The organism is Pseudomonas fluorescens, assembly GCF_902497995.1.
GTDB lineage: Bacteria > Pseudomonadota > Gammaproteobacteria > Pseudomonadales > Pseudomonadaceae > Aquipseudomonas > Aquipseudomonas fluorescens_BK.
The window spans coordinates 1-17,973 of record NZ_CABVII010000040.1 but is presented as its reverse complement, the minus strand read 5'-3'; the positions used below and the strand labels follow the sequence as shown (position 1 = coordinate 17,973).

At 59.1% G+C, this 17,973-nt stretch carries 18 protein-coding genes, 1 tRNA gene and 1 pseudogene; 6 read left to right on the top strand and 14 right to left on the bottom strand.

Annotation, left to right across the window (positions count from 1 at the left end):
- Positions 1-179 precede the first annotated feature (179 nt).
- The 8 genes from ychF to F8N80_RS29465 all read right to left on the bottom strand — a co-directional run bounded on the left by ychF (position 180) and on the right by F8N80_RS29465 (position 7,102).
- Positions 180-1,280 carry a redox-regulated ATPase YchF gene (gene ychF, locus F8N80_RS29500; RefSeq protein WP_150747832.1) on the bottom strand — a complete coding sequence of 367 codons (1,101 nt, stop codon included), beginning with the start codon at positions 1,278-1,280 and terminating at the stop codon, positions 180-182.
- 22 nt (positions 1,281-1,302) lie between these two features.
- Complete coding sequence (gene pth, locus F8N80_RS29495) at positions 1,303-1,887, bottom strand: aminoacyl-tRNA hydrolase (RefSeq protein WP_150747831.1); 585 nt, start codon at positions 1,885-1,887, stop codon at positions 1,303-1,305.
- A gap of 170 nt (positions 1,888-2,057) precedes the next feature.
- On the bottom strand, positions 2,058-2,660 hold the full coding sequence (locus tag F8N80_RS29490; RefSeq protein WP_150747853.1) for a 50S ribosomal protein L25/general stress protein Ctc: 603 nt from the start codon (positions 2,658-2,660) through the stop codon (positions 2,058-2,060).
- Between the two features lie 142 nt (positions 2,661-2,802).
- A complete protein-coding gene (locus tag F8N80_RS29485) occupies positions 2,803-3,744 on the bottom strand; it encodes a ribose-phosphate pyrophosphokinase (protein WP_150747830.1) in 942 nt (313 codons plus the stop codon).
- Positions 3,745-3,789: 45 nt separating this feature from the next.
- A tRNA-Gln gene (locus F8N80_RS29480) sits at positions 3,790-3,864 on the bottom strand.
- Positions 3,865-3,901: 37 nt separating this feature from the next.
- Positions 3,902-4,753, bottom strand: a complete 852-nt coding sequence (gene ispE / locus F8N80_RS29475; RefSeq protein ID WP_150785263.1) for a 4-(cytidine 5'-diphospho)-2-C-methyl-D-erythritol kinase — start codon at positions 4,751-4,753, stop codon at positions 3,902-3,904.
- A 2-nt stretch (positions 4,754-4,755) separates the two neighbouring features.
- Positions 4,756-5,373, bottom strand: coding sequence for a lipoprotein insertase outer membrane protein LolB (gene lolB, locus F8N80_RS29470; RefSeq protein ID WP_150747829.1), 618 nt, complete (start codon positions 5,371-5,373; stop codon positions 4,756-4,758).
- Between the two features lie 4 nt (positions 5,374-5,377).
- Entirely contained in the window at positions 5,378-7,102 is a 1,725-nt protein-coding gene (locus tag F8N80_RS29465) for a tetratricopeptide repeat protein (protein ID WP_150785255.1), read from the bottom strand.
- Positions 7,103-7,514: 412 nt separating this feature from the next.
- On the opposite strand from F8N80_RS29465, the gene hemA reads away from it, so the two are divergent.
- The 6 genes from hemA to F8N80_RS29435 all read left to right on the top strand — a co-directional run bounded on the left by hemA (position 7,515) and on the right by F8N80_RS29435 (position 12,892).
- Complete coding sequence (gene hemA / locus F8N80_RS29460) at positions 7,515-8,804, top strand: glutamyl-tRNA reductase (protein ID WP_150747827.1); 1,290 nt, start codon at positions 7,515-7,517, stop codon at positions 8,802-8,804.
- On the top strand, positions 8,801-9,883 hold the full coding sequence (gene prfA / locus F8N80_RS29455) for a peptide chain release factor 1 (RefSeq protein WP_150747826.1): 1,083 nt from the start codon (positions 8,801-8,803) through the stop codon (positions 9,881-9,883). Before hemA ends, prfA begins: the two co-directional genes overlap by 4 nt.
- Positions 9,884-10,714 carry a peptide chain release factor N(5)-glutamine methyltransferase gene (prmC, locus tag F8N80_RS29450; protein ID WP_150785254.1) on the top strand — a complete coding sequence of 277 codons (831 nt, stop codon included), beginning with the start codon at positions 9,884-9,886 and terminating at the stop codon, positions 10,712-10,714.
- Positions 10,708-11,463 carry a molybdopterin-synthase adenylyltransferase MoeB gene (locus F8N80_RS29445; protein WP_150747824.1) on the top strand — a complete coding sequence of 252 codons (756 nt, stop codon included), beginning with the start codon at positions 10,708-10,710 and terminating at the stop codon, positions 11,461-11,463. The genes prmC and F8N80_RS29445 overlap by 7 nt, the downstream gene beginning before the upstream one ends.
- Positions 11,456-12,247, top strand: coding sequence for a glutamate racemase (murI, locus tag F8N80_RS29440; RefSeq protein ID WP_150747823.1), 792 nt, complete (start codon positions 11,456-11,458; stop codon positions 12,245-12,247). Before F8N80_RS29445 ends, murI begins: the two co-directional genes overlap by 8 nt.
- 126 nt (positions 12,248-12,373) lie before the next feature.
- Entirely contained in the window at positions 12,374-12,892 is a 519-nt protein-coding gene (locus F8N80_RS29435) for an acyloxyacyl hydrolase (protein WP_150747822.1), read from the top strand.
- Between the two features lie 129 nt (positions 12,893-13,021).
- Here the strand turns inward: F8N80_RS29435 and F8N80_RS29430 are convergent, their stop codons facing one another.
- The 6 genes and pseudogenes from F8N80_RS29430 to F8N80_RS29405 form a co-directional block, all read right to left on the bottom strand.
- On the bottom strand, positions 13,022-13,327 hold the full coding sequence (locus tag F8N80_RS29430; protein WP_150747821.1) for a YkgJ family cysteine cluster protein: 306 nt from the start codon (positions 13,325-13,327) through the stop codon (positions 13,022-13,024).
- Between the two features lie 101 nt (positions 13,328-13,428).
- Positions 13,429-14,211: an SDR family NAD(P)-dependent oxidoreductase gene (locus F8N80_RS29425; protein ID WP_150747820.1), complete on the bottom strand. Its 783-nt coding sequence runs from the start codon at positions 14,209-14,211 to the stop codon at positions 13,429-13,431.
- Positions 14,208-14,318, bottom strand: a pseudogene (locus tag F8N80_RS31805) (nuclear transport factor 2 family protein); the annotation flags it as partial. The gene F8N80_RS29425 and the pseudogene F8N80_RS31805, both read right to left, overlap by 4 nt.
- 7 nt (positions 14,319-14,325) lie before the next feature.
- Entirely contained in the window at positions 14,326-15,771 is a 1,446-nt protein-coding gene (gene phrB / locus F8N80_RS29415) for a deoxyribodipyrimidine photo-lyase (RefSeq protein ID WP_150785253.1), read from the bottom strand.
- Positions 15,772-15,792: 21 nt separating this feature from the next.
- Positions 15,793-16,734 (bottom strand): MerR family transcriptional regulator, encoded by a 942-nt coding sequence (locus F8N80_RS29410; protein WP_150747818.1) that lies wholly within the window; start codon positions 16,732-16,734, stop codon positions 15,793-15,795.
- Positions 16,734-17,693 carry a YbgA family protein gene (locus F8N80_RS29405; RefSeq protein ID WP_150747817.1) on the bottom strand — a complete coding sequence of 320 codons (960 nt, stop codon included), beginning with the start codon at positions 17,691-17,693 and terminating at the stop codon, positions 16,734-16,736. The genes F8N80_RS29410 and F8N80_RS29405 overlap by 1 nt, the downstream gene beginning before the upstream one ends.
- Positions 17,694-17,973 lie beyond the last annotated feature (280 nt).

The window sequence follows — 17,973 nt, the reverse complement described above, 5'->3', positions numbered from 1 at the left end:
CCGTAGGAGCGAGGCTTGCCCGCGAAAGCCATCATGCGGTTTACCTGAAGCACCGCGTCATCGTTCTTCGCGGGCAAGCCTCGCTCCTACGGGGCCGTGTGTTGCCCGGATTTCAGGCACAAAAAAGCCGCGTATTGAACGCGGCTTTTTCTTGGGCGGGTGCTTCGTCTTCAATAAACTTAGACGTTGAATCGGAAGTGCATCACATCGCCGTCTTTAACGATGTAGTCCTTGCCTTCCAGGCGCCATTTACCGGCTTCCTTGGTGCCGGCTTCGCCCTTGTACTGGATGAAGTCGTCATAGGCGATGACTTCGGCGCGGATGAAGCCTTTTTCGAAGTCGGTGTGGATAACGCCAGCGGCTTGGGGTGCGGTAGCACCGACGCGGACGGTCCAGGCGCGGACTTCTTCGACACCGGCGGTGAAGTAGGTCTGCAGGTGCAGCATCTCGTAGCCGGCGCGAATCACGCGGTTCAGGCCAGGCTCTTCCAGCCCCAGGGCTTCGAGGAACATGTCTTTCTCTTCGCCGTCATCCAGTTCGGCGATTTCGGCTTCGATCTTGTTGCAGACCGGAACCACCATGGCGCCTTCTTCTTCGGCGATGGCCTTGACGATGTCCAGCAGCGGGTTGTTCTCGAACCCGTCTTCGGCGACGTTGGCGATGTACATGACCGGCTTGGTGGTCAGCAGGTGGAAGCCACGAATCACCGCTTTGTCGTCGGCGTTCATGCTCTTCATCAGGGTGCGCGCAGGCTTGCCCAGGGTGAAGTGAGCGATCAATTGCTCCAGCATGGCTTTCTGGACCACGGCGTCCTTGTCGCCACCCTTGGCGTTGCGGGTGACTTTTTGCAGTTGCTTCTCGCAGCTGTCGAGGTCGGCGAAGATCAGTTCCAGGTCGATGATCTCGATGTCGCGCTTGGGATCGACGCTGTTGGAGACGTGGATCACGTTCTCGTCTTCGAAGCAGCGGACTACGTGGGCGATGGCATCGGTTTCACGGATGTTGGCCAGGAACTTGTTGCCCAGGCCTTCACCTTTCGAGGCGCCAGCCACCAGGCCTGCGATGTCGACGAATTCCATGGTGGTCGGCAGGATGCGCTTGGGGTTGACGATGGCCGCCAGGGCCTCCAGGCGTGGATCCGGCATCGGCACGATACCGGTGTTCGGCTCGATGGTGCAGAAGGGGAAGTTCTCGGCCGCAATCCCGGATTTGGTCAGGGCGTTGAACAGGGTGGACTTGCCGACGTTAGGCAGGCCGACGATGCCGCAATTGAATCCCATGGTGTTTCCCCTAGGGTAAAAGTCAGGCCTTCTGGCTGTGCAGGTTTTTCATCGCGCGGTTCCATTCGCCGGCGAGGATATCCGGCAGCACGCCGAGGGCAAAGTCGATGCTGGCATCGAGTTTTTCCTGTTCGGCGCGTGGCGCACGACCCAGGACGAAATTTGAAACCATACTGGCAACGCCCGGGTGGCCAATGCCAAGCCGCAAGCGGTGAAAGGTATTCTGATTGCCCAGTTGCGCGATGATGTCGCGCAACCCGTTGTGACCGCCATGGCCGCCGCCCTGTTTGAGCTTGGCAACGCCCGGAGGCAGGTCGAGTTCGTCGTGCGCCACCAGTATCTCTTCCGGCGTTATGCGAAAGAAGCCGGCAAGTGCCGCCACGGCCTGGCCGCTGCGGTTCATGTACGTGGTGGGAATCAGCAGGCGAACATCCTGACCCTGATGCGAGTAGCGCCCGGTCAGGCCGAAATATTTGCGATCCGCCGCAAGGTTTACGCCTTGCGCGTTCGCGATGCGCTCAACAAAAAGGGCCCCTGCGTTATGCCGGGTCTGTTCGTATTCAGCGCCTGGATTTCCCAAGCCGACGATCAGTTTGATGGCAGTCACGATAGGGGCCCTTCCTTGGAGTGGTGGATAACATCGCCGCGACCGGTGTGTGCGGCGAAAGTGGACGACAAGTGCTCATTTACCATTATGTAAACTCCGCGTTCTCGCCCGCTTTCTCGCTACGTTCCAGTCCGCGATGTTACTTGATCACTCCGGCATCACAGAGTGAATTACTCTGCTGCGCCTTCTTCAGTGGCTTCTGGAGCAACACGTGGAGCGTGAACGTTGGCAACAGCCAGGTCGTTACCGTGAGCCAGAGCAACAAATTCAACGCCTTTAGGGGCGGTGATGTCGGACAGGTGAATGATCGAGCCGATCTCGGCGTTGGCCAAGTCAACTTCGATGAATTCAGGCAGGTCCTTCGGCAGGCAGGAAACTTCGATTTCAGCAACAACGTGCGAAATCTCGCCGCCTTTCTTGGTCGGTGCTTCTTCGTTGATGAAGTGCACTGGAACGATAGCGGTCAGTTTCTGGCCAGCTACTACGCGTACAAAGTCAGCATGCATCACGTGGCCTTTGGCCGGGTGACGCTGCAGAGCCTTGATGATTACGTTTTGCTTGGTGCCACCAACGTTCAGCTCGATGATGTGGCTGTAAGCCGCTTCGTTTTCGAGCAGTTTGGCAACTTCTTTAGCCAGCATGCTGATGGATTCAGGGGCTTTTTCGCCACCGTAAACTACAGCTGGAACCAGGCTTGCGAGACGACGCAGGCGGCGGCTCGCACCTTTCCCCAGGTCGGAACGCACTTCAGCATTCAGAGTAAAATCGTTCATGTTGTATCTCCAAAATAACCACATTCGCCCCAGCGTTTGCGACCAGCGCTAAAGGCGATATGGGCAAAAAAGCCCCGCCCCGACAGGAATGCCGGGGCGGGGCGCTTTTCGTCAACAGGATGTAATGAAAAGGGCAGGGCCCTTAACGGAACATCGCGCTGATCGATTCTTCATTGCTGATGCGGCGGACCGCCTCGGCAACTACCGGTGCGATATCCAGTTGACGGATACGCGCACAGGCTTGTGCTGCAGCGGACAGTGGGATGGTGTTGGTCACCACCAGCTCGTCCAGCACGGAATTTTCAATGTTTTCGATTGCCCGACCCGACAGCACAGGGTGTGTGCAGTAGGCGAAAACCTTGGCTGCGCCATGCTCTTTCAGGGCCTTGGCCGCGTGGCACAGAGTGCCGGCGGTATCGACCATGTCATCGACCAGAATACAGGTACGCCCTTCGACATCACCGATGATATGCATCACTTCAGAGTGATTGGCTTTCTCACGGCGTTTGTCGATGATCCCGAGATCCACGCCCAGGGATTTGGCAACGGCACGTGCACGCACGACGCCGCCAATGTCCGGGGACACGATCATCAGGTTTTCGAAGCGCTGATCTTCAATGTCATCCACCAGAACCGGGGAGCCGTAGATGTTATCTACCGGAATATCGAAGAAACCCTGAATCTGGTCAGCATGCAGATCAACCGTGAGAACACGGTCGATGCCGACTACGGTGAGCATGTCAGCCACGACTTTCGCGCTGATTGCCACACGTGCGGAACGCGGACGGCGATCCTGACGGGCATAACCAAAGTAAGGAATTACAGCAGTGATACGAGAAGCCGAGGAGCGGCGGAAGGCATCAGCCATCACTACCAGTTCCATCAGGTTATCGTTGGTCGGAGCGCAAGTCGGCTGAATAATGAAGACATCTTTACCGCGGACGTTTTCATTGATCTCGGCTGTAATTTCGCCGTCGGAAAATTTACCGACAGAGATGTCACCGAGAGGGATATGCAGCTGACGTACGACACGCCGAGCCAGATCGGGGTTAGCATTCCCCGTAAAGACCATCATCTTGGACACGCGCAGTACCTAGAGGCTGAGGGTAACCTGGATGAGTATAGAAAATGGCAGGGGCGGCTGGATTCGAACCAACGCATGGCAGGATCAAAACCTGCTGCCTTACCGCTTGGCGACGCCCCTGTATCTGTTGCAACGAGTACCCAGTACTCGGTTCCTTTTAGAGCAGACTTTGCAGCTTGCGATGCAACATCGAAACGTTGCTTCCTTTTGCTACAAACCCTGTAAGGGTCTCTGTAAGAAGGGCCGAGACTTTATCAGCTTCAGCTTTGCTTGGGAAGCCCCCAAACACACAACTTCCAGTTCCGGTGAGTTTTGCTTCGGTAAATTTACCTAACAAATCCAATGCGTTACGTACATCTGGATAACGCCTTGCTACCACCGGTAAGCAGTCATTTCGACTGTTTCCCTTGGGAACGGGGCGCACTTTAATGGGAGAAGAGTTACGTGTCAACAACGGATCTGAAAAAATTTCTGCTGTACTTACAGATACTTGCGGCACAAGCACGAGATACCACGGTTCTTCGGGGTCTACAGGGGTCAGTTTTTCCCCTACGCCTTCGGCAAAAGCCGCGTGGCCACGCACGAAAACCGGGACGTCCGCGCCAAGCGTCAGGCCCAAAGTGGCCAGCCGATCCTCATCCCAACCCAGTTGCCAGAGATGATTCAGGCCAAGCAAAGTCGTCGCGGCATTTGAGCTGCCGCCACCGATGCCACCGCCCATGGGCAGAATTTTGTCGATCCAGATGTCGATGCCGAGCGAGCAACCGGATTGCTCCTGAAGTTTTTTTGCCGCCCTGACGATCAGATTGCTGTCATGAGGAACGCCGTCGAATTCGGTGTGCAGGTGAATCACGCCATCGTCGCGCACGGCAAAGGTGATTTCATCGCTGTAATCGAGAAACTGAAAAATGGTCTGCAGTTCGTGATAACCGTCTTCACGGCGACCGAGGATGTGCAGCATCAGATTGAGTTTGGCCGGGGAGGGCAACGTCAAGCGAGGTGCGGTCATAATCATTGCCCCAGTTTGCGCGGTTGCCATTCCTTGATCACCAGTGTGACGTCAAGGTTGGTGCCATGCAGTTTGATGCGCTCAGGCAGCCAATAGCCGTTTTGCTCGGCGTAACTGAGGTACTCCACCTGCCAACCATCCTGTTCGAGATTGGCCAGGCGGCTGTCGGTGTCAAGGGTCAGGCGACTTTTGCTGTCCGGGGCTGGAAGCCCGCGCACCCACCAGGCCAGATTGGACACCGGCAACTTCCAGCCGAGCTGTTCTTCGAGCAGCACTTCCGGAGACGTCGCGTCATAACGGCCCTGGTTGGCGACTTCCAGTGAGACTTTGCCGGGGCGACCGGTCAAGCGAGCCGCGCCGCGACCCAGGGGGCCGGAAAGGCGGATGTCGTAATAATCCTGTCGCTGCAGCCAGAACAAGGTGCCGCTGCCGGAGTCTTTGGGGGCGCGGATGCCGATCTTGCCGTTGATCTGCCAGCCATCAAGACCCGTCAGCTGCTGTTTGTACTCGCGCCATTGGGCCGGGTTGCCTTGACCCTGGACCGATTCGCGGGCACCGAAGCCCGCGCAACCGGCGAGCAGGGCGATGAAGCTGAAAACGATGAAGTGGCGCATGAACATAAATTTAAAGAGTCTCTGAACCGGTCAGGCGCTTGATGGTGCCGCGCAGGATAGGGCTGTCGGGCTGCTCCTTGAGGAACTTGCCCCAGATTTGTCTGGCTTCGCGTTGCTTGCCGTTGGCCCACAGGACCTCGCCCAGGTGAGCGGCGACTTCCTGGTCGGGGAAGCGCTCCAGGGCCAGGCGCAAGTAACGTTCGGCGTCATCGAGATTGCCCAGGCGGTAATTCACCCAGCCGAGGCTGTCGAGTACCGCCGGGTCTTCCGGATTGATCTGGTGCGCCTGTTCGATCAGGGCCTTGGCTTCGGCGTAACGGGTCGTACGGTCGGACAGGGTATAACCGAGGGCGTTCAGTGCCATCGCATTGTCCGGGTCGCGCTTGATGATCAGCCGCAGGTCTTTTTCCATCTGCGCCAGGTCATTGCGTTTTTCCGCCTGCATGGCGCGGGTGTACAGCAGATTCAAGTCGTCCGGGAATTGCTGCAAGGCTTGCTGCAAGACTTTCCAGGCCTTGTCCCCCTGTTTGTTGGCGGCCAGGGTCTCGGCTTCGATCAAATACAACTGAATGACGTAATCAGGCTGTTCGTCGCGCTCTGCCGCCAAACGGCGTTGAGCTTCGGCGGTCTTGCCGTTATTTATCAGGATATCGGCCTGGCGCAATTGTGCCGGCAGGTAATCGTTACCCGGCCTGACCTGGGCGTACTCGATCAGTGCGCCTTGGGGGTCGTTGCGCTCTTCAGCGATGCGGCCGAGGTTCAAGTGAGCGGAATCGACATGGCTGTCCCGGGCGATCAGGTCTTCCAGATACCCCTTGGCCTCGTCCCAGGCCTTGGCTTCCAGGCACACCAGGGCCAACGAATAACGCAGTTCGTCGTCTTCCGGGTACTGCTGAACCAGGCTCGAGAACTCGACTTTGGCATCGTCCATGCGGTCCTGTTCAACCAGCATGCGCGCGTAAGTCAGGCGCAGGCGTTTGTCGTCCGGGTACTTCTTGATGCTTTTTTTCAGCAGCGGCAAGGCTTCATCGCCACGCTCGAGCGATTGCAGCAGGCGTGCGCGCAGCAGGATCGGGGCAATTTCGCCCTCGTCCGGTGGATTGTCTTCCAGCAGGCCCAGCGCGCCCTTGGCGTCACCGTCCTGTTGCAACAGCAAAGACTTGCCGAAAATCAGCTGGCTGTTGTTCGGGTGGCGCTGCAACAGCCGGTCGAAGCTTTTCATCAAGCCATTGCGCGTGTCCTGGTCGGTATCGGCCGCGGACAGGGCGAGGAAGTCGAAATGCGTGTCGCCCTTGCCTTGCAGGACTTTCTCCATGTAAGCCATTGAATCGTCATAGCGCCCGGCGCGAGCCAGCTGCACCGCAGCGGCCCGTTGCGCCTCGAGGTCGTCCGGGGCGTTTTTCGCCCAGATCAGTGCGGTGTCCAGGGCGGCCTGATCGGCGCCCAGGTACTCGGCGATACGAAATGCCCGCTCGGAAATGCCTGGATCCTGGGTGTTGATCGCCTGGGTCACGTAGTTGTCCAGGGCAATGTCGAAGCGATTGCGCTGGCCAGCCAGTTCGGCGCTCAACAGGCTGAAGACGGTATCTTCGCTGAATGAGCTATAGACCTTGGGCTTTTCAGGGGCCGGAGTGCTGTCTTCGATCGGCGGCGTACCGTCCGACGAAACGGGTGCCAAAGCCTGGCAGCCGCTGAGGAAGACAAAAGCGAGGAGCAACGCGGAGGATCTATTCATATAGGAAGAGGACGACTAACCTGCGGTCGGATCATCATGACACAAGCCTTAGGCCAAACATAACCGGCCGCCCGTTTTCCCTTGTCGCCCCATCCCTGGCCTGTATTTCTGGGGCTGGCTTGCCTGTGATCTGGCGGCGTATCCAATTTTTGCGGATATACCCGATCCTCTGTAGGAGCCAGGCTTGCCGGCGAAGGCAGTGGATCAGTCTACGAATGCATCGCCTGAATGGACGCCTTCGCCGGCAAGCCTGGCTCCTGCGGGAGATCGGTTGTCGGGACCAGAACTCATGTAAACGAGAAGCGCTCGCAGGCTTGGCTGGCGCTTGCCAGACCAATAGAGATCGAATAGTTGTTCTCGTTGTGTCGAAGTAGGACAATTGCCGGCTTCACGTCACCATCAGCGACCTTGAATGGCCTTCCTTGCACTCGGTATCAACCACAAGACTGCTTCAGTAGACGTCCGCGAGCGCGTGGCCTTTACCCCTGAGCAGCTGGTGGAGGCCTTGCAGCAGCTCTGCCGACTCACCGACAGCCGCGAAGCTGCGATCCTCTCCACCTGCAATCGCAGTGAGCTCTATATAGAACAGGATCACCTTTCGGCTGACATCGTGTTGCGCTGGCTGGCCGATTATCACCATTTGAGCCTCGAAGAGCTGCGCGCGAGCGCTTATGTGCACGAAGATGATGCGGCAGTTCGTCACATGATGCGGGTGGCCTCCGGGCTCGATTCGCTGGTGTTGGGCGAACCGCAGATTCTCGGTCAGATGAAGTCGGCCTACGCCGTGGCCCGCGAGGCGGGCACCATCGGTCCGTTACTCGGGCGGCTGTTCCAGGCAACGTTCAATGCGGCCAAGCAAGTGCGCACCGACACCGCCATCGGTGAGAACCCGGTGTCCGTGGCGTTTGCCGCGGTCAGCCTGGCAAAACAGATTTTCAGCGACTTGCAACGCAGCCAGGCCTTGCTGATTGGCGCCGGCGAGACCATTACCTTGGTCGCCCGCCATCTGCATGAGTTGGGTGTGAAGCGCATCGTGGTCGCCAACCGGACGCTCGAACGCGCGAGCATCCTGGCCGAACAGTTCGGCGCCCATGCAGTGTTGCTCTCCGAAATCCCGGCCGAACTGGTGCGCAGCGATATCGTCATCAGCTCCACCGCCAGCCAGTTGCCGATCCTGGGCAAGGGGGCGGTAGAAAGTGCCTTGAAGTTGCGCAAGCACAAGCCGATCTTCATGGTGGATATCGCCGTGCCGCGGGATATCGAGCCGGAAGTCGGCGAATTGGACGACGTTTACCTGTATAGCGTCGACGATCTCCACGAAGTGGTCGCCGAAAACCTCAAGAGCCGTCAGGGCGCTGCGCAAGCGGCGGAGGAGATGGTTTCGGTCGGTGCCGAAGACTTCATGGTCCGCCTGCGCGAACTGGCGGCGGTGGATGTGCTCAAGGCCTATCGTCAACAAAGCGAGCGCCTGCGCGACGAAGAATTGCTCAAGGCCCAGCGCATGCTGGCCAACGGCAGCAGCGCCGAAGACGTGCTGGTGCAACTGGCACGCGGCCTGACCAATAAACTCTTGCACGCCCCGAGCGTGCAATTGAAAAAGCTCTCTGCCGAAGGCCGCCTCGATGCGCTGGCCATGGCCCAGGAACTCTTTGCCCTCGGTGAGGGCTCATCGGATAGCTTTTCGGATAAGAAACCGCAATGAAAGCGTCACTGCTCAATAAGCTGGACATCCTCCAGGACCGTTTCGAGGAATTGACCGCCTTGCTTGGCGATGGCGAGGTCATTTCCGATCAGAACAAATTCCGCGCCTATTCCAAGGAATACGCGGAAATCGAGCCGATCGTCGGAGCCTATAAACAGTTGCTCAAAGTGCAAGGCGACCTCGAAGGCGCCCAGGCATTGCTCAAGGACAGCGACCCGGACATGCGCGAAATGGCCGTGGAAGAAATCCGCGAAACCAAAGAGCAGCTGATCGACATCGAAGCCAGCCTGCAACGCATGCTGCTGCCCAGGGATCCGAACGACGGCCGTAACGTGTTTCTCGAAATCCGCGCCGGCACCGGCGGTGACGAAGCGGCGATTTTCTCCGGCGATCTGTTCCGTATGTATTCGCGATACGCCGAGCGGCGTGGCTGGCGCGTGGAAATCCTCTCGGAGAACATCGGTGAGCACGGTGGTTATAAAGAAGTCATCGCCCGGGTCGAAGGCGACAACGTCTACGGCAAACTGAAGTTCGAATCCGGCGCGCACCGCGTGCAGCGGGTTCCGGCCACCGAATCACAGGGCCGCATCCACACCTCGGCCTGCACCGTGGCCGTGCTGCCCGAGCCGGATGAACAGGAGGCGATCGAGATCAACCCCGCCGATTTGCGGGTCGATACCTATCGCTCCTCCGGTGCCGGTGGTCAGCATGTCAACAAGACAGATTCGGCGATCCGCATCACCCACTTGCCGTCCGGAATCGTCGTCGAGTGCCAGGAAGAACGTTCCCAGCACAAGAACCGTGCCCGGGCGATGTCCTGGTTGTCGGCCAAGCTCAACGACCAGCAGACCAGCGCCGCCGCTAATGCCATCGCCAGCGAGCGTAAATTGCTGGTCGGTTCGGGTGATCGCTCGGAGCGGATCCGCACCTACAACTTTGCCCAGGGCCGGGTCACCGATCATCGGGTCAACCTGACGCTGTACTCGCTCGATGAAATTCTCGCGGGCGGCGTCGATGCGGTGATCGAGCCATTGCTGGCCGAATACCAGGCCGATCAACTGGCGGCCATAGGTGAGTAAATGACGATCATTGCCAGTTTGTTGCGCGCCGCCGATCTGCCGGACTCGCCGACTGCGCGTCTGGACGCCGAATTGTTGCTGGCGGCGGCATTGGGCAAATCCCGCAGTTTTCTGCATACCTGGCCGGAGCGCGTCGTCCCGAGCGAAGCCGCATTGAAGTTTGCCGGGTTTTTGCAGCGTCGTCGTGGCGGAGAGCCGGTGGCCTACATCCTGGGTCAGCAAGGGTTCTGGAAACTCGATCTGGAAGTGGCGCCGCACACCCTGATCCCGCGCCCGGACACCGAGCTGCTGGTGGAAGCCGCACTGGAATTGTTGCCGGCGACCCCGGCCAGTGTTCTCGATCTGGGCACCGGCAGCGGCGCCATTGCCCTGGCCCTGGCCAGCGAACGTCCGGCGTGGAAGGTCACCGCCGTGGATCGCGTGCTCGAAGCCGTGGCCCTGGCCGAGCGTAATCGTCAGCGCCTGCACCTGAACAACGCCACGGTACTGAGCAGTCATTGGTTTAGCGCGCTGCAAGGCCAGCGCTTTCAACTGATCATCAGCAACCCGCCCTACATCGCGTCCGCCGATCCGCATCTGGTCGAGGGCGACGTCCGCTTCGAACCGGCCAGTGCCCTGGTGGCCGGTGTCGACGGGCTCGACGATCTGCGTCTGATCGTCGTCCAGGCGCCGGATTATCTTGAGGCGGGTGCCTGGTTGATGCTCGAACATGGTTATGATCAAGCCGGTGCGGTGCGCGATTTGCTGCTGGCCCGCGGCTTTGAACAGGTCCACAGCCGCACCGACCTGGGCGGTCACGAACGCATCAGTCTGGGGCGCCTGCCGTGCTGAATGATCAGGAATTGTTGCGCTATAGCCGGCAGATTCTGTTGCAACACGTCGACATCGACGGTCAGTTGCGACTCAAGGAAAGCCGCGTGTTGATCGTCGGTCTTGGCGGTCTTGGCTCACCGGTGGCGCTGTACCTGGCCGCCGCCGGGGTCGGTGAACTGCATCTGGCAGACTTTGACAGCGTCGACCTGACCAACCTGCAACGCCAGATCATCCACGACACGGATAGCGTCGGGGTCACCAAGGTCGATTCGGCCATCCGCCGTCTAGGCGCGATCAATCCCGAGATTCAGTTGATCGCCCATCGCGCGGCGCTGGACGAAGATTCCCTGGCCGCCGCCGTGGGCGCAGTGGATCTGGTGTTGGACTGCTCGGATAATTTTTCCACCCGTGAAGCGGTCAACGCTGCCTGTGTTGCTGCGCGCAAGCCATTGGTCAGCGGCGCGGCGATTCGCCTCGAAGGGCAATTGTCGGTGTTCGACCCACGCCGTCCGGATAGTCCGTGTTACCACTGTTTATACGGGCACGGCAGCGAAGCCGAACTGACGTGCAGCGAAGCCGGCGTGGTCGGGCCTTTGGTTGGACTGGTGGGTAGCCTCCAGGCGCTGGAAGCCATGAAACTGTTGGTCGGTTTCGGCGAGCCGCTGGTGGGGCGTCTGTTGTTGATCGATGCCTTGGGCACGCGCTTCCGTGAACTGCGGGTCAAGCGTGATCCGGGTTGCAGCGTCTGTGGTACTGCCCATGCGTGAAGCGCCAATCGGCGTGTTCGACTCCGGCGTCGGTGGGCTGTCGGTGCTGGCCGAGATCCAGCGTTTACTGCCCAATGAGTCACTGCTGTACGTTGCCGATTGCGGGAATATTCCCTACGGCGAAAAAACGCCGGAGTTCATCCGTCACCGTTGCAGTGTCATGGCCGATTTTTTTCAGCAGCAGGGTGCCAAGGCCCTGGTGCTGGCGTGCAACACGGCCACGGTTGCCGGCGTTGCGGATTTGCGGCGCGATTATCCAAAGTGGCCGATTGTCGGCATGGAGCCGGCGGTCAAACCCGCTGCCGCTGCTACCCGCAGTGGCGTGGTCGGTGTCCTTGCCACCACCGGCACGTTGCAGAGCGCCAGGTTTGCCGCGCTGCTCGATCGCTTTGCCACGGATGTGCGGGTTATCACTCAGCCTTGTCCCGGGCTCGTGGAGCTGATTGAAAACGGTGATCTGCACAGTCCTGCCCTGCGTGAGTTGCTTGCCAGGTATGTCGGGCCGCTGCTTGCCGCAGGTTGCGACACGATAATTCTCGGCTGCACGCATTACCCCTTTCTAAAGCCGTTGCTAAAGCAGATGATCCCTGAGGACATCAGCTTGATCGACACCGGCGCCGCGGTGGCACGGCAACTACAGCGTCTGTTGACCGAGCGGGAATTGTTGGCCGATGGAGCTGCTCGTGCTGCGCAGTTCTGGACGAGTGCCGATCCAGAGCATTTCAGAAATATCTTGCCGATCCTGTGGCATACCTCGGGTGTTGTGCAAAGCTTCAACCAGTAGATAAATCTTGGGGGAAACGAGTAATCGGGCTGAACTTCTGATTAAACGTCGACTTCTATAGATTTAGTGCTATTGAGAGCCACAAAAAAAACCACACGAAAACGCGTTCGGAAAAGGATGTTTCTAATGAAGCGACTATTCTGCTTGGCCGCGATTGCGGCCGTACTGATGGGGCACAGTTTTACCGCCCAGGCGGCAGGCGTGGAGTTCGCGGTCGGCCAGACCAGCGAGTCGACCATGACCTATCGGCTGGGCATGCAATTCGATTGGGACAAGAGCTGGCTGCAAAGTGACGTCGGTCGTTTGACCGGTTACTGGAGTGGCGGCTACACCTATTGGGAAGGTGACAAGAGTTCCAGCAACCACAGCCTGTCGTTCTCGCCGGTGTTGGTTTACGAGTTTGCCGGACAGAACGTCAAGCCGTATGTGGAGCTGGGCGTTGGCGTAGCGGCATTCGCCAATACCGAAGTCGAAAACAACCAGCTCGGCAGTGCGTTTCAGTTCGAAGACCGGTTCGGCTTTGGCCTGCGCTTTGCCGGCGGACATGAAGTCGGGATTCGCGCGACGCACTACTCCAATGCCGGGATCAGCAGCCCGAACAACGGTGTGGAAAGCTACTCGCTTCATTACACGATGCCGTTGTAACCCTCGGCGCAATTAATGTGGGAGCGGGCTTGCTCGCGAAAGCGGACTGACAGCCAACATCTATGTTGAATGTTAAACCGCTTTCGCGAGCAAGCCCGCTCCCACATTGGATCTTTGGTGATTTTGAATTCAGCGATACGCCGTGGTTATCCCCTGGCGCTCATCGATGCACTCTGGCGCCCCCATCTCGAACTCCCGGCAGATCAGCGGGCGTTTTTCGTAGATGGTGCACATCATGGTGTTGCGATCCAGCGCGGCGCACCAGCCATCATCCAGGCGCAGCATGACTTCCCCGCCCCAATCATCGGTATCGATAAACCGCTCGGGCACTCCAGTGTCGGTGATCAGCATGACTTCGAGCTGGCAACAGCAGGCTGCGCAGGTCGAGCAAGTGACCGCCGGTTCGGCGATTTGCGTGTGGGCAATGGTATTCATGGGTGCAGTGTAAGGCAGCGGGGCGGTGCTGTGTGAAAGGCCTGACGGACGCTTGACGGCATTGGCGTACTGCAGGCTGATCCACTAACCGCCTTCGATGTTCACGGCTGATCCTTGATCGGCGGCTGGCTACGTATCATGCGTTTACCGATCGCCAGTTTCCCGCTGTCGGGCATTTTCGGCAGCGGCCAGAGGGCGGCCATGAACAGCGCAGGCAGGGCAATCTCCGGGGGACGGCGCTTGAGTTCGTCGAAGATATGCCGAGCGGCTTGATCCACAGGCCAGGAGAGGCGGATCGGCACGTCGTTGTTCGCTGCCGAGGGCGTATCGACGAGGCTTGGGCTGATCATGGTGACTTCGATGCCGTCCGCGGCCAGATCGATGCGCAAGGACTCGAACAAGTAACGCAGGCCGGCTTTCGAAGTTCCATTGGCTTCGGCCCGGGGCAGCGGCAGGTAGGTTGCCGAACTCGCCATACCCACCAGAAGCGGCGCGGTGCCCGCTCGCAGCAAGGGCACGGCAGCTTCGATGCAATAACTGCTGGCGAGCAGGTTGGTGCGTACGACGTGCTCGATGATTGAAGCATCCAACTGCCTGGCGTCGACATATTCGCAAGTGCCGGCATTGAGGATCACCGAATCCAGCGAGCCCCAGTCCTTGGCAATCTGCTCGCCGATTTCACGCACGGTCTGGCTGTTGGTCAGGTCACCGGCCACCACCATCACCTGCCCTGGATAGCGCTTGGACAAGACTTTCAATGGTGCTGCCGAACGGGAACTGACCGCCAGGTGGGCACCGCTCTTCAGTATTTCCTCGGCCAACGCCGCGCCAATACCGTTGCTGGCGCCGGTCAGCCAATATCGTCGTGGAAGTGCAAAACTCATCCCAGGCTCCTTTTCAGCCAGGCACACGGCCGGCCCAATACGGGTAGATGTTCATAAAGCAGTGCCGCGGCATCGAAGGAGTCTCGATGGCAATAAATCTTGTCGCGCAGGAGCTCACTCATCCCCACCCCCTGCGTGCTGTCGCGACGGTAGATCCTTGAACGCGGCCAGGGCGCGCGCACGGGACGTGCTCAGATTGATGATGGGGGACGGATAGTCCACGACACCAAACAGCCCGCCGAAGTCTGCCGGGTTGTGCACATCTTTTGGGTTCAAATCGGCCAGTTCCGGCAGCCAGTGCTTGATGAATACGCCCTCGGCGTCAAATTTTGCCGACTGGCTCAGCGGGTTGAAAATCCGGAAGTAGGGGGCCGAATCGGTGCCGGTGGACGAACTCCACTGCCAGCCGCCGTTGTTTGCCGCAAGGTCACCATCGATGAGGTGGCGCATGAAAAAGCGTTCGCCTTCGCGCCAGTCGATCAGCAGATTCTTGGTCAGAAACATCGCCACTACCATACGGAGCCGGTTGTGCATCCAGCCGGTTTCAAGCAATTGGCGCATGGCCGCATCGATGATGGGCAGGCCGGTGCGGGCTTGCTGCCAGGCCAGGAGTTCTTCCGGAGCATCGCGCCAGGCCAGGGCCTCGGTTTCCGGGCGGAAGGCGCGGTGACGGGAAACCCGTGGGTAGCCCACCAGAATGTGTTTGTAGAACTCGCGCCACAGCAATTCGTTGATCCAGGTGACGGCACCCGGCTTGCCGCTTTCGAACTCGCCCTGATTGCTTTGCAGGGCTGCATGCAGGCATTGGCGAGGGGATATCACTCCGGCAGCGAGATAGGCCGAAAGCTGACTGGTGCCGGGTTTGGCCGGGAAGTCCCGCTCGCTTTGGTAGTAGTCGATCTGTGCGTCGGTAAAGGTGTCGAGGCGGCGCCGGGCTTCGCGTTCACCGGCAGGCCAGAGGGCGCGCAAGCTGTCGCTGGGCGTTTCGAAGCCCTTGATGTTTGCGGGGATCTTGTCCGGTTTGATGCTGATGGGAGCTTGCACCCTTGGGGCGTTCACCAGACTCGGTAGCGCATGATGCAGGCGTTCATGGCAAACCTTGCGGAATTGGCTGAAAACCTGGAAATAAGTGCCGGTCCTGGTCAGGACGCTGCCGGGCTGGAACAACAGCTGGTCGAGATAGCTGTGAAACGCGATACCCTTGGTTTTCAGCGCGGCGGCCACCGCCAGGTCCCGGCGGGTTTCATGAACGCCGTATTCTTCGTTGACGTGTACCGCATCAATCGCCAACTGCCGACAAAGATCGAGCAAGACACTCGAAGCGTCATCCCAGCGTGGTGCATGGCGGATCAGCAAGGGAATGTTCAGTTCGTTCAGCGCGCGGCTCAATGTGCTCAAGTTGCGTAGCCAGAAATCCACTTTGCACGGCGCATCGTCGTGTTCCAGCCATTGTTCCGGGCTCAGCAGATACACCGCCACGCTCGGACCCCGCGCTGCGGCGGCCGAGAGGGCGGTGTTGTCATGTAGGCGCAAGTCGCTGCGCAGCCAGATCAATTGCATGGTGCTGTCCATGGATAACAATTAAATAAGCCCGCGCTGGACCAGATTCTGGTGAGCCGATAACGGATCTTCGGCCAGGAGCACGTCAGCAATCTCGGTGGCTCTTGCGGACAACTCGGTGTGGTGGATGTACACCGTGGGTCCGGCAATCATTTTTGGGCAATTGACGCTATTCAAAAGTTTCGTCAGCTGTGAAAGGTTCATGACTTTGCTGGAATACAACAGTACGCCGCGTGCTTTCAGGTGATCGACCGCCAGCGCGAGTTCGCCGGGGGGGAGTGGCCAGTCGAACACCTCCACCGGGCAATCGGCGCTGCTGATCAACCAGGCGGTGAGCCACAGGTGGGGTTCGAGCAGCAGGTCCGAGTGATTGATCAACAGCAGCGGCGCGCTACGCAACTGACGGTTGTTATGGTAGATGCGGGCACCGAATTTACTGCGTAGCCAGGAAAAGAAAAACACCCGCTCCATCTGTGCGCCGAACTGGCCTTGCCAGCGTTGTTCCAGTTCCGCCAGCAACGGCATCAGCAGTTGTTCGCAGACAATGCGCGGTGGGTACAGCGCCATGGCCTGGTTGACGGTGTCATCGAGGGTACGTTCGTTCAGTTGAGTCACTGCGTGCAGCAGTGTGCGGCGCAGCACATGCCACTCGTTTTCGACCGATTCGAGCAAGGCCTGCGGGGTGTCGAGCAGTTGCTTGACCTGGCTGACGGCAACGCCGCGCTCGAGCCAGGTCAGAATCGTCAGAATGCGTTGAACATGTTCGGCGCCAAACAGCCGATGACCCTTGGGGGTGCGTTGCGGCACGATCAGGCCATAACGCCGTTCCCAGGCGCGCAAGGTCACGGCGTTGACGCCGGTCTGGCGGGCCACCTCACGAATGGGCAGCCAGCCTTCATCGCGGGCCTTTGCCAAGTCGGCGCCCATGTCTGCGCTGGCGCTGCTGTCGAGTGGGGTTTTCATCAAATCGCGTTTCGCAGGCTGAGATTTTCCGGATGCGGTTGCAGGTAAACCTGCTGCGCGATGTACGGATCCGGGTGCTGGCGAAAATAATGTTTGAGCAGGGTCAGCGGCACCACCAGCGGCACGATGCCTTGACGGTACTGGCCGATGACGTGCTGCACTTCCTGCTTGTCCTCAGCGCTGATCGCCTGTTTCAGGTAACCACTGATGTGCTGCAGGACATTGGTGTGGGTGCGGCGCGTGGCGCATTTTTTCAAGGCGGCCATCAGTTCGCTGAAATAGCGTGGACCCAGTTCGCCGGGATCGCTGCGGCCCATGTTGCCCAACAGATTGCCGAGGATTTTGTAGTGCACCGGGTTGTGTGCCATCAGCAGGTATTTGTAGCGCGAGTGAAAGTCTGTGAGGCCGCGGCGCGTCAGGCCCTCTTGCCGCAACTGCTGCCAGGCGCTGTAGGCGAATACGCGAGTCAGGAAGTTTTCCTGCAACACCGGATCCTTGAGGCGACCGTCTTCTTCCACCGGCAAATCCGGATGCAGGGTGCAAAAAGCCTGGGCGTAGACGCCGCGGCCACCGCCGTCCACGGGCACTCCGTTGGCTTGGTAGACCTTGACCCGTTCCAGCCCGCACGAGGGGGATTTTTGCATGAAGATGTAACCGCAAACATCGCGCAGCTCTGCCGCCATTTGCCGGCCGTAGTCAGCCAGTGGCCGAGTGACGTTGATAGAGGGATGGGTCGTGCCGATGGCATCGGGTCGTTCGGGGTTGCCCACCAGGCGGATGGGTTCGCGAGGGACGCCAAGGCCGATGGCAACTTCCGGACACACCGGGATGAAATCGAAGTAGTCAGTGAGGGTACGGCTGCACAGCCGCGATTGCTTGTGCCCGCCGTTGAAGCGCACCTCGGCACCCATCAGGCAGGCGCTGATGGCGATTTTCGGTTTCACGGTGGGGTGGGGCATCGGGGCACCTCGAATCCAGATCTGTACAAAATTTATGTTCTGTACAACATTACTTCATCATAGATTCAAGGGTGTACAAGTCAAATTATTTGTATAGGTTCTTGCGTTGACCCAATACCTGTGGACACATTCCCCTGCGGCAGGTGGCTTTTCGTAATTGGATGGACTCGCCCACGCCGAGGCGTCAATGCGCCACGGTGGCAGTCTAAACAGCCAACGACAGCGAGGGCGAGTCCATGAAAAAGCATACTTCGATTGATCAATCATTGTCTTCTGCCGA

Excerpts from the sequence above, each read along its gene's own strand:
- ychF (WP_150747832.1), bottom strand. The coding sequence starts at position 1,280 with ATGGGATTCAATTGCGGCATCGTCGGCCTGCCTAACGTCGGCAAGTCC.
- F8N80_RS29490 (WP_150747853.1), bottom strand. The coding sequence starts at position 2,660 with ATGAACGATTTTACTCTGAATGCTGAAGTGCGTTCCGACCTGGGGAAA.
- ispE (WP_150785263.1), bottom strand. The coding sequence starts at position 4,753 with ATGACCGCACCTCGCTTGACGTTGCCCTCCCCGGCCAAACTCAATCTG.
- lolB (WP_150747829.1), bottom strand. The coding sequence starts at position 5,373 with ATGTTCATGCGCCACTTCATCGTTTTCAGCTTCATCGCCCTGCTCGCC.
- F8N80_RS29465 (WP_150785255.1), bottom strand. The coding sequence starts at position 7,102 with ATGAATAGATCCTCCGCGTTGCTCCTCGCTTTTGTCTTCCTCAGCGGC.
- hemA (WP_150747827.1), top strand. The coding sequence starts at position 7,515 with ATGGCCTTCCTTGCACTCGGTATCAACCACAAGACTGCTTCAGTAGAC.
- prfA (WP_150747826.1), top strand. The coding sequence starts at position 8,801 with ATGAAAGCGTCACTGCTCAATAAGCTGGACATCCTCCAGGACCGTTTC.
- prmC (WP_150785254.1), top strand. The coding sequence starts at position 9,884 with ATGACGATCATTGCCAGTTTGTTGCGCGCCGCCGATCTGCCGGACTCG.
- murI (WP_150747823.1), top strand. The coding sequence starts at position 11,456 with ATGCGTGAAGCGCCAATCGGCGTGTTCGACTCCGGCGTCGGTGGGCTG.
- F8N80_RS29435 (WP_150747822.1), top strand. The coding sequence starts at position 12,374 with ATGAAGCGACTATTCTGCTTGGCCGCGATTGCGGCCGTACTGATGGGG.
- F8N80_RS29430 (WP_150747821.1), bottom strand. The coding sequence starts at position 13,327 with ATGAATACCATTGCCCACACGCAAATCGCCGAACCGGCGGTCACTTGC.
- F8N80_RS29425 (WP_150747820.1), bottom strand. The coding sequence starts at position 14,211 with ATGAGTTTTGCACTTCCACGACGATATTGGCTGACCGGCGCCAGCAAC.
- phrB (WP_150785253.1), bottom strand. The coding sequence starts at position 15,771 with ATGCAATTGATCTGGCTGCGCAGCGACTTGCGCCTACATGACAACACC.
- F8N80_RS29410 (WP_150747818.1), bottom strand. The coding sequence starts at position 16,734 with ATGAAAACCCCACTCGACAGCAGCGCCAGCGCAGACATGGGCGCCGAC.
- F8N80_RS29405 (WP_150747817.1), bottom strand. The coding sequence starts at position 17,693 with ATGCCCCACCCCACCGTGAAACCGAAAATCGCCATCAGCGCCTGCCTG.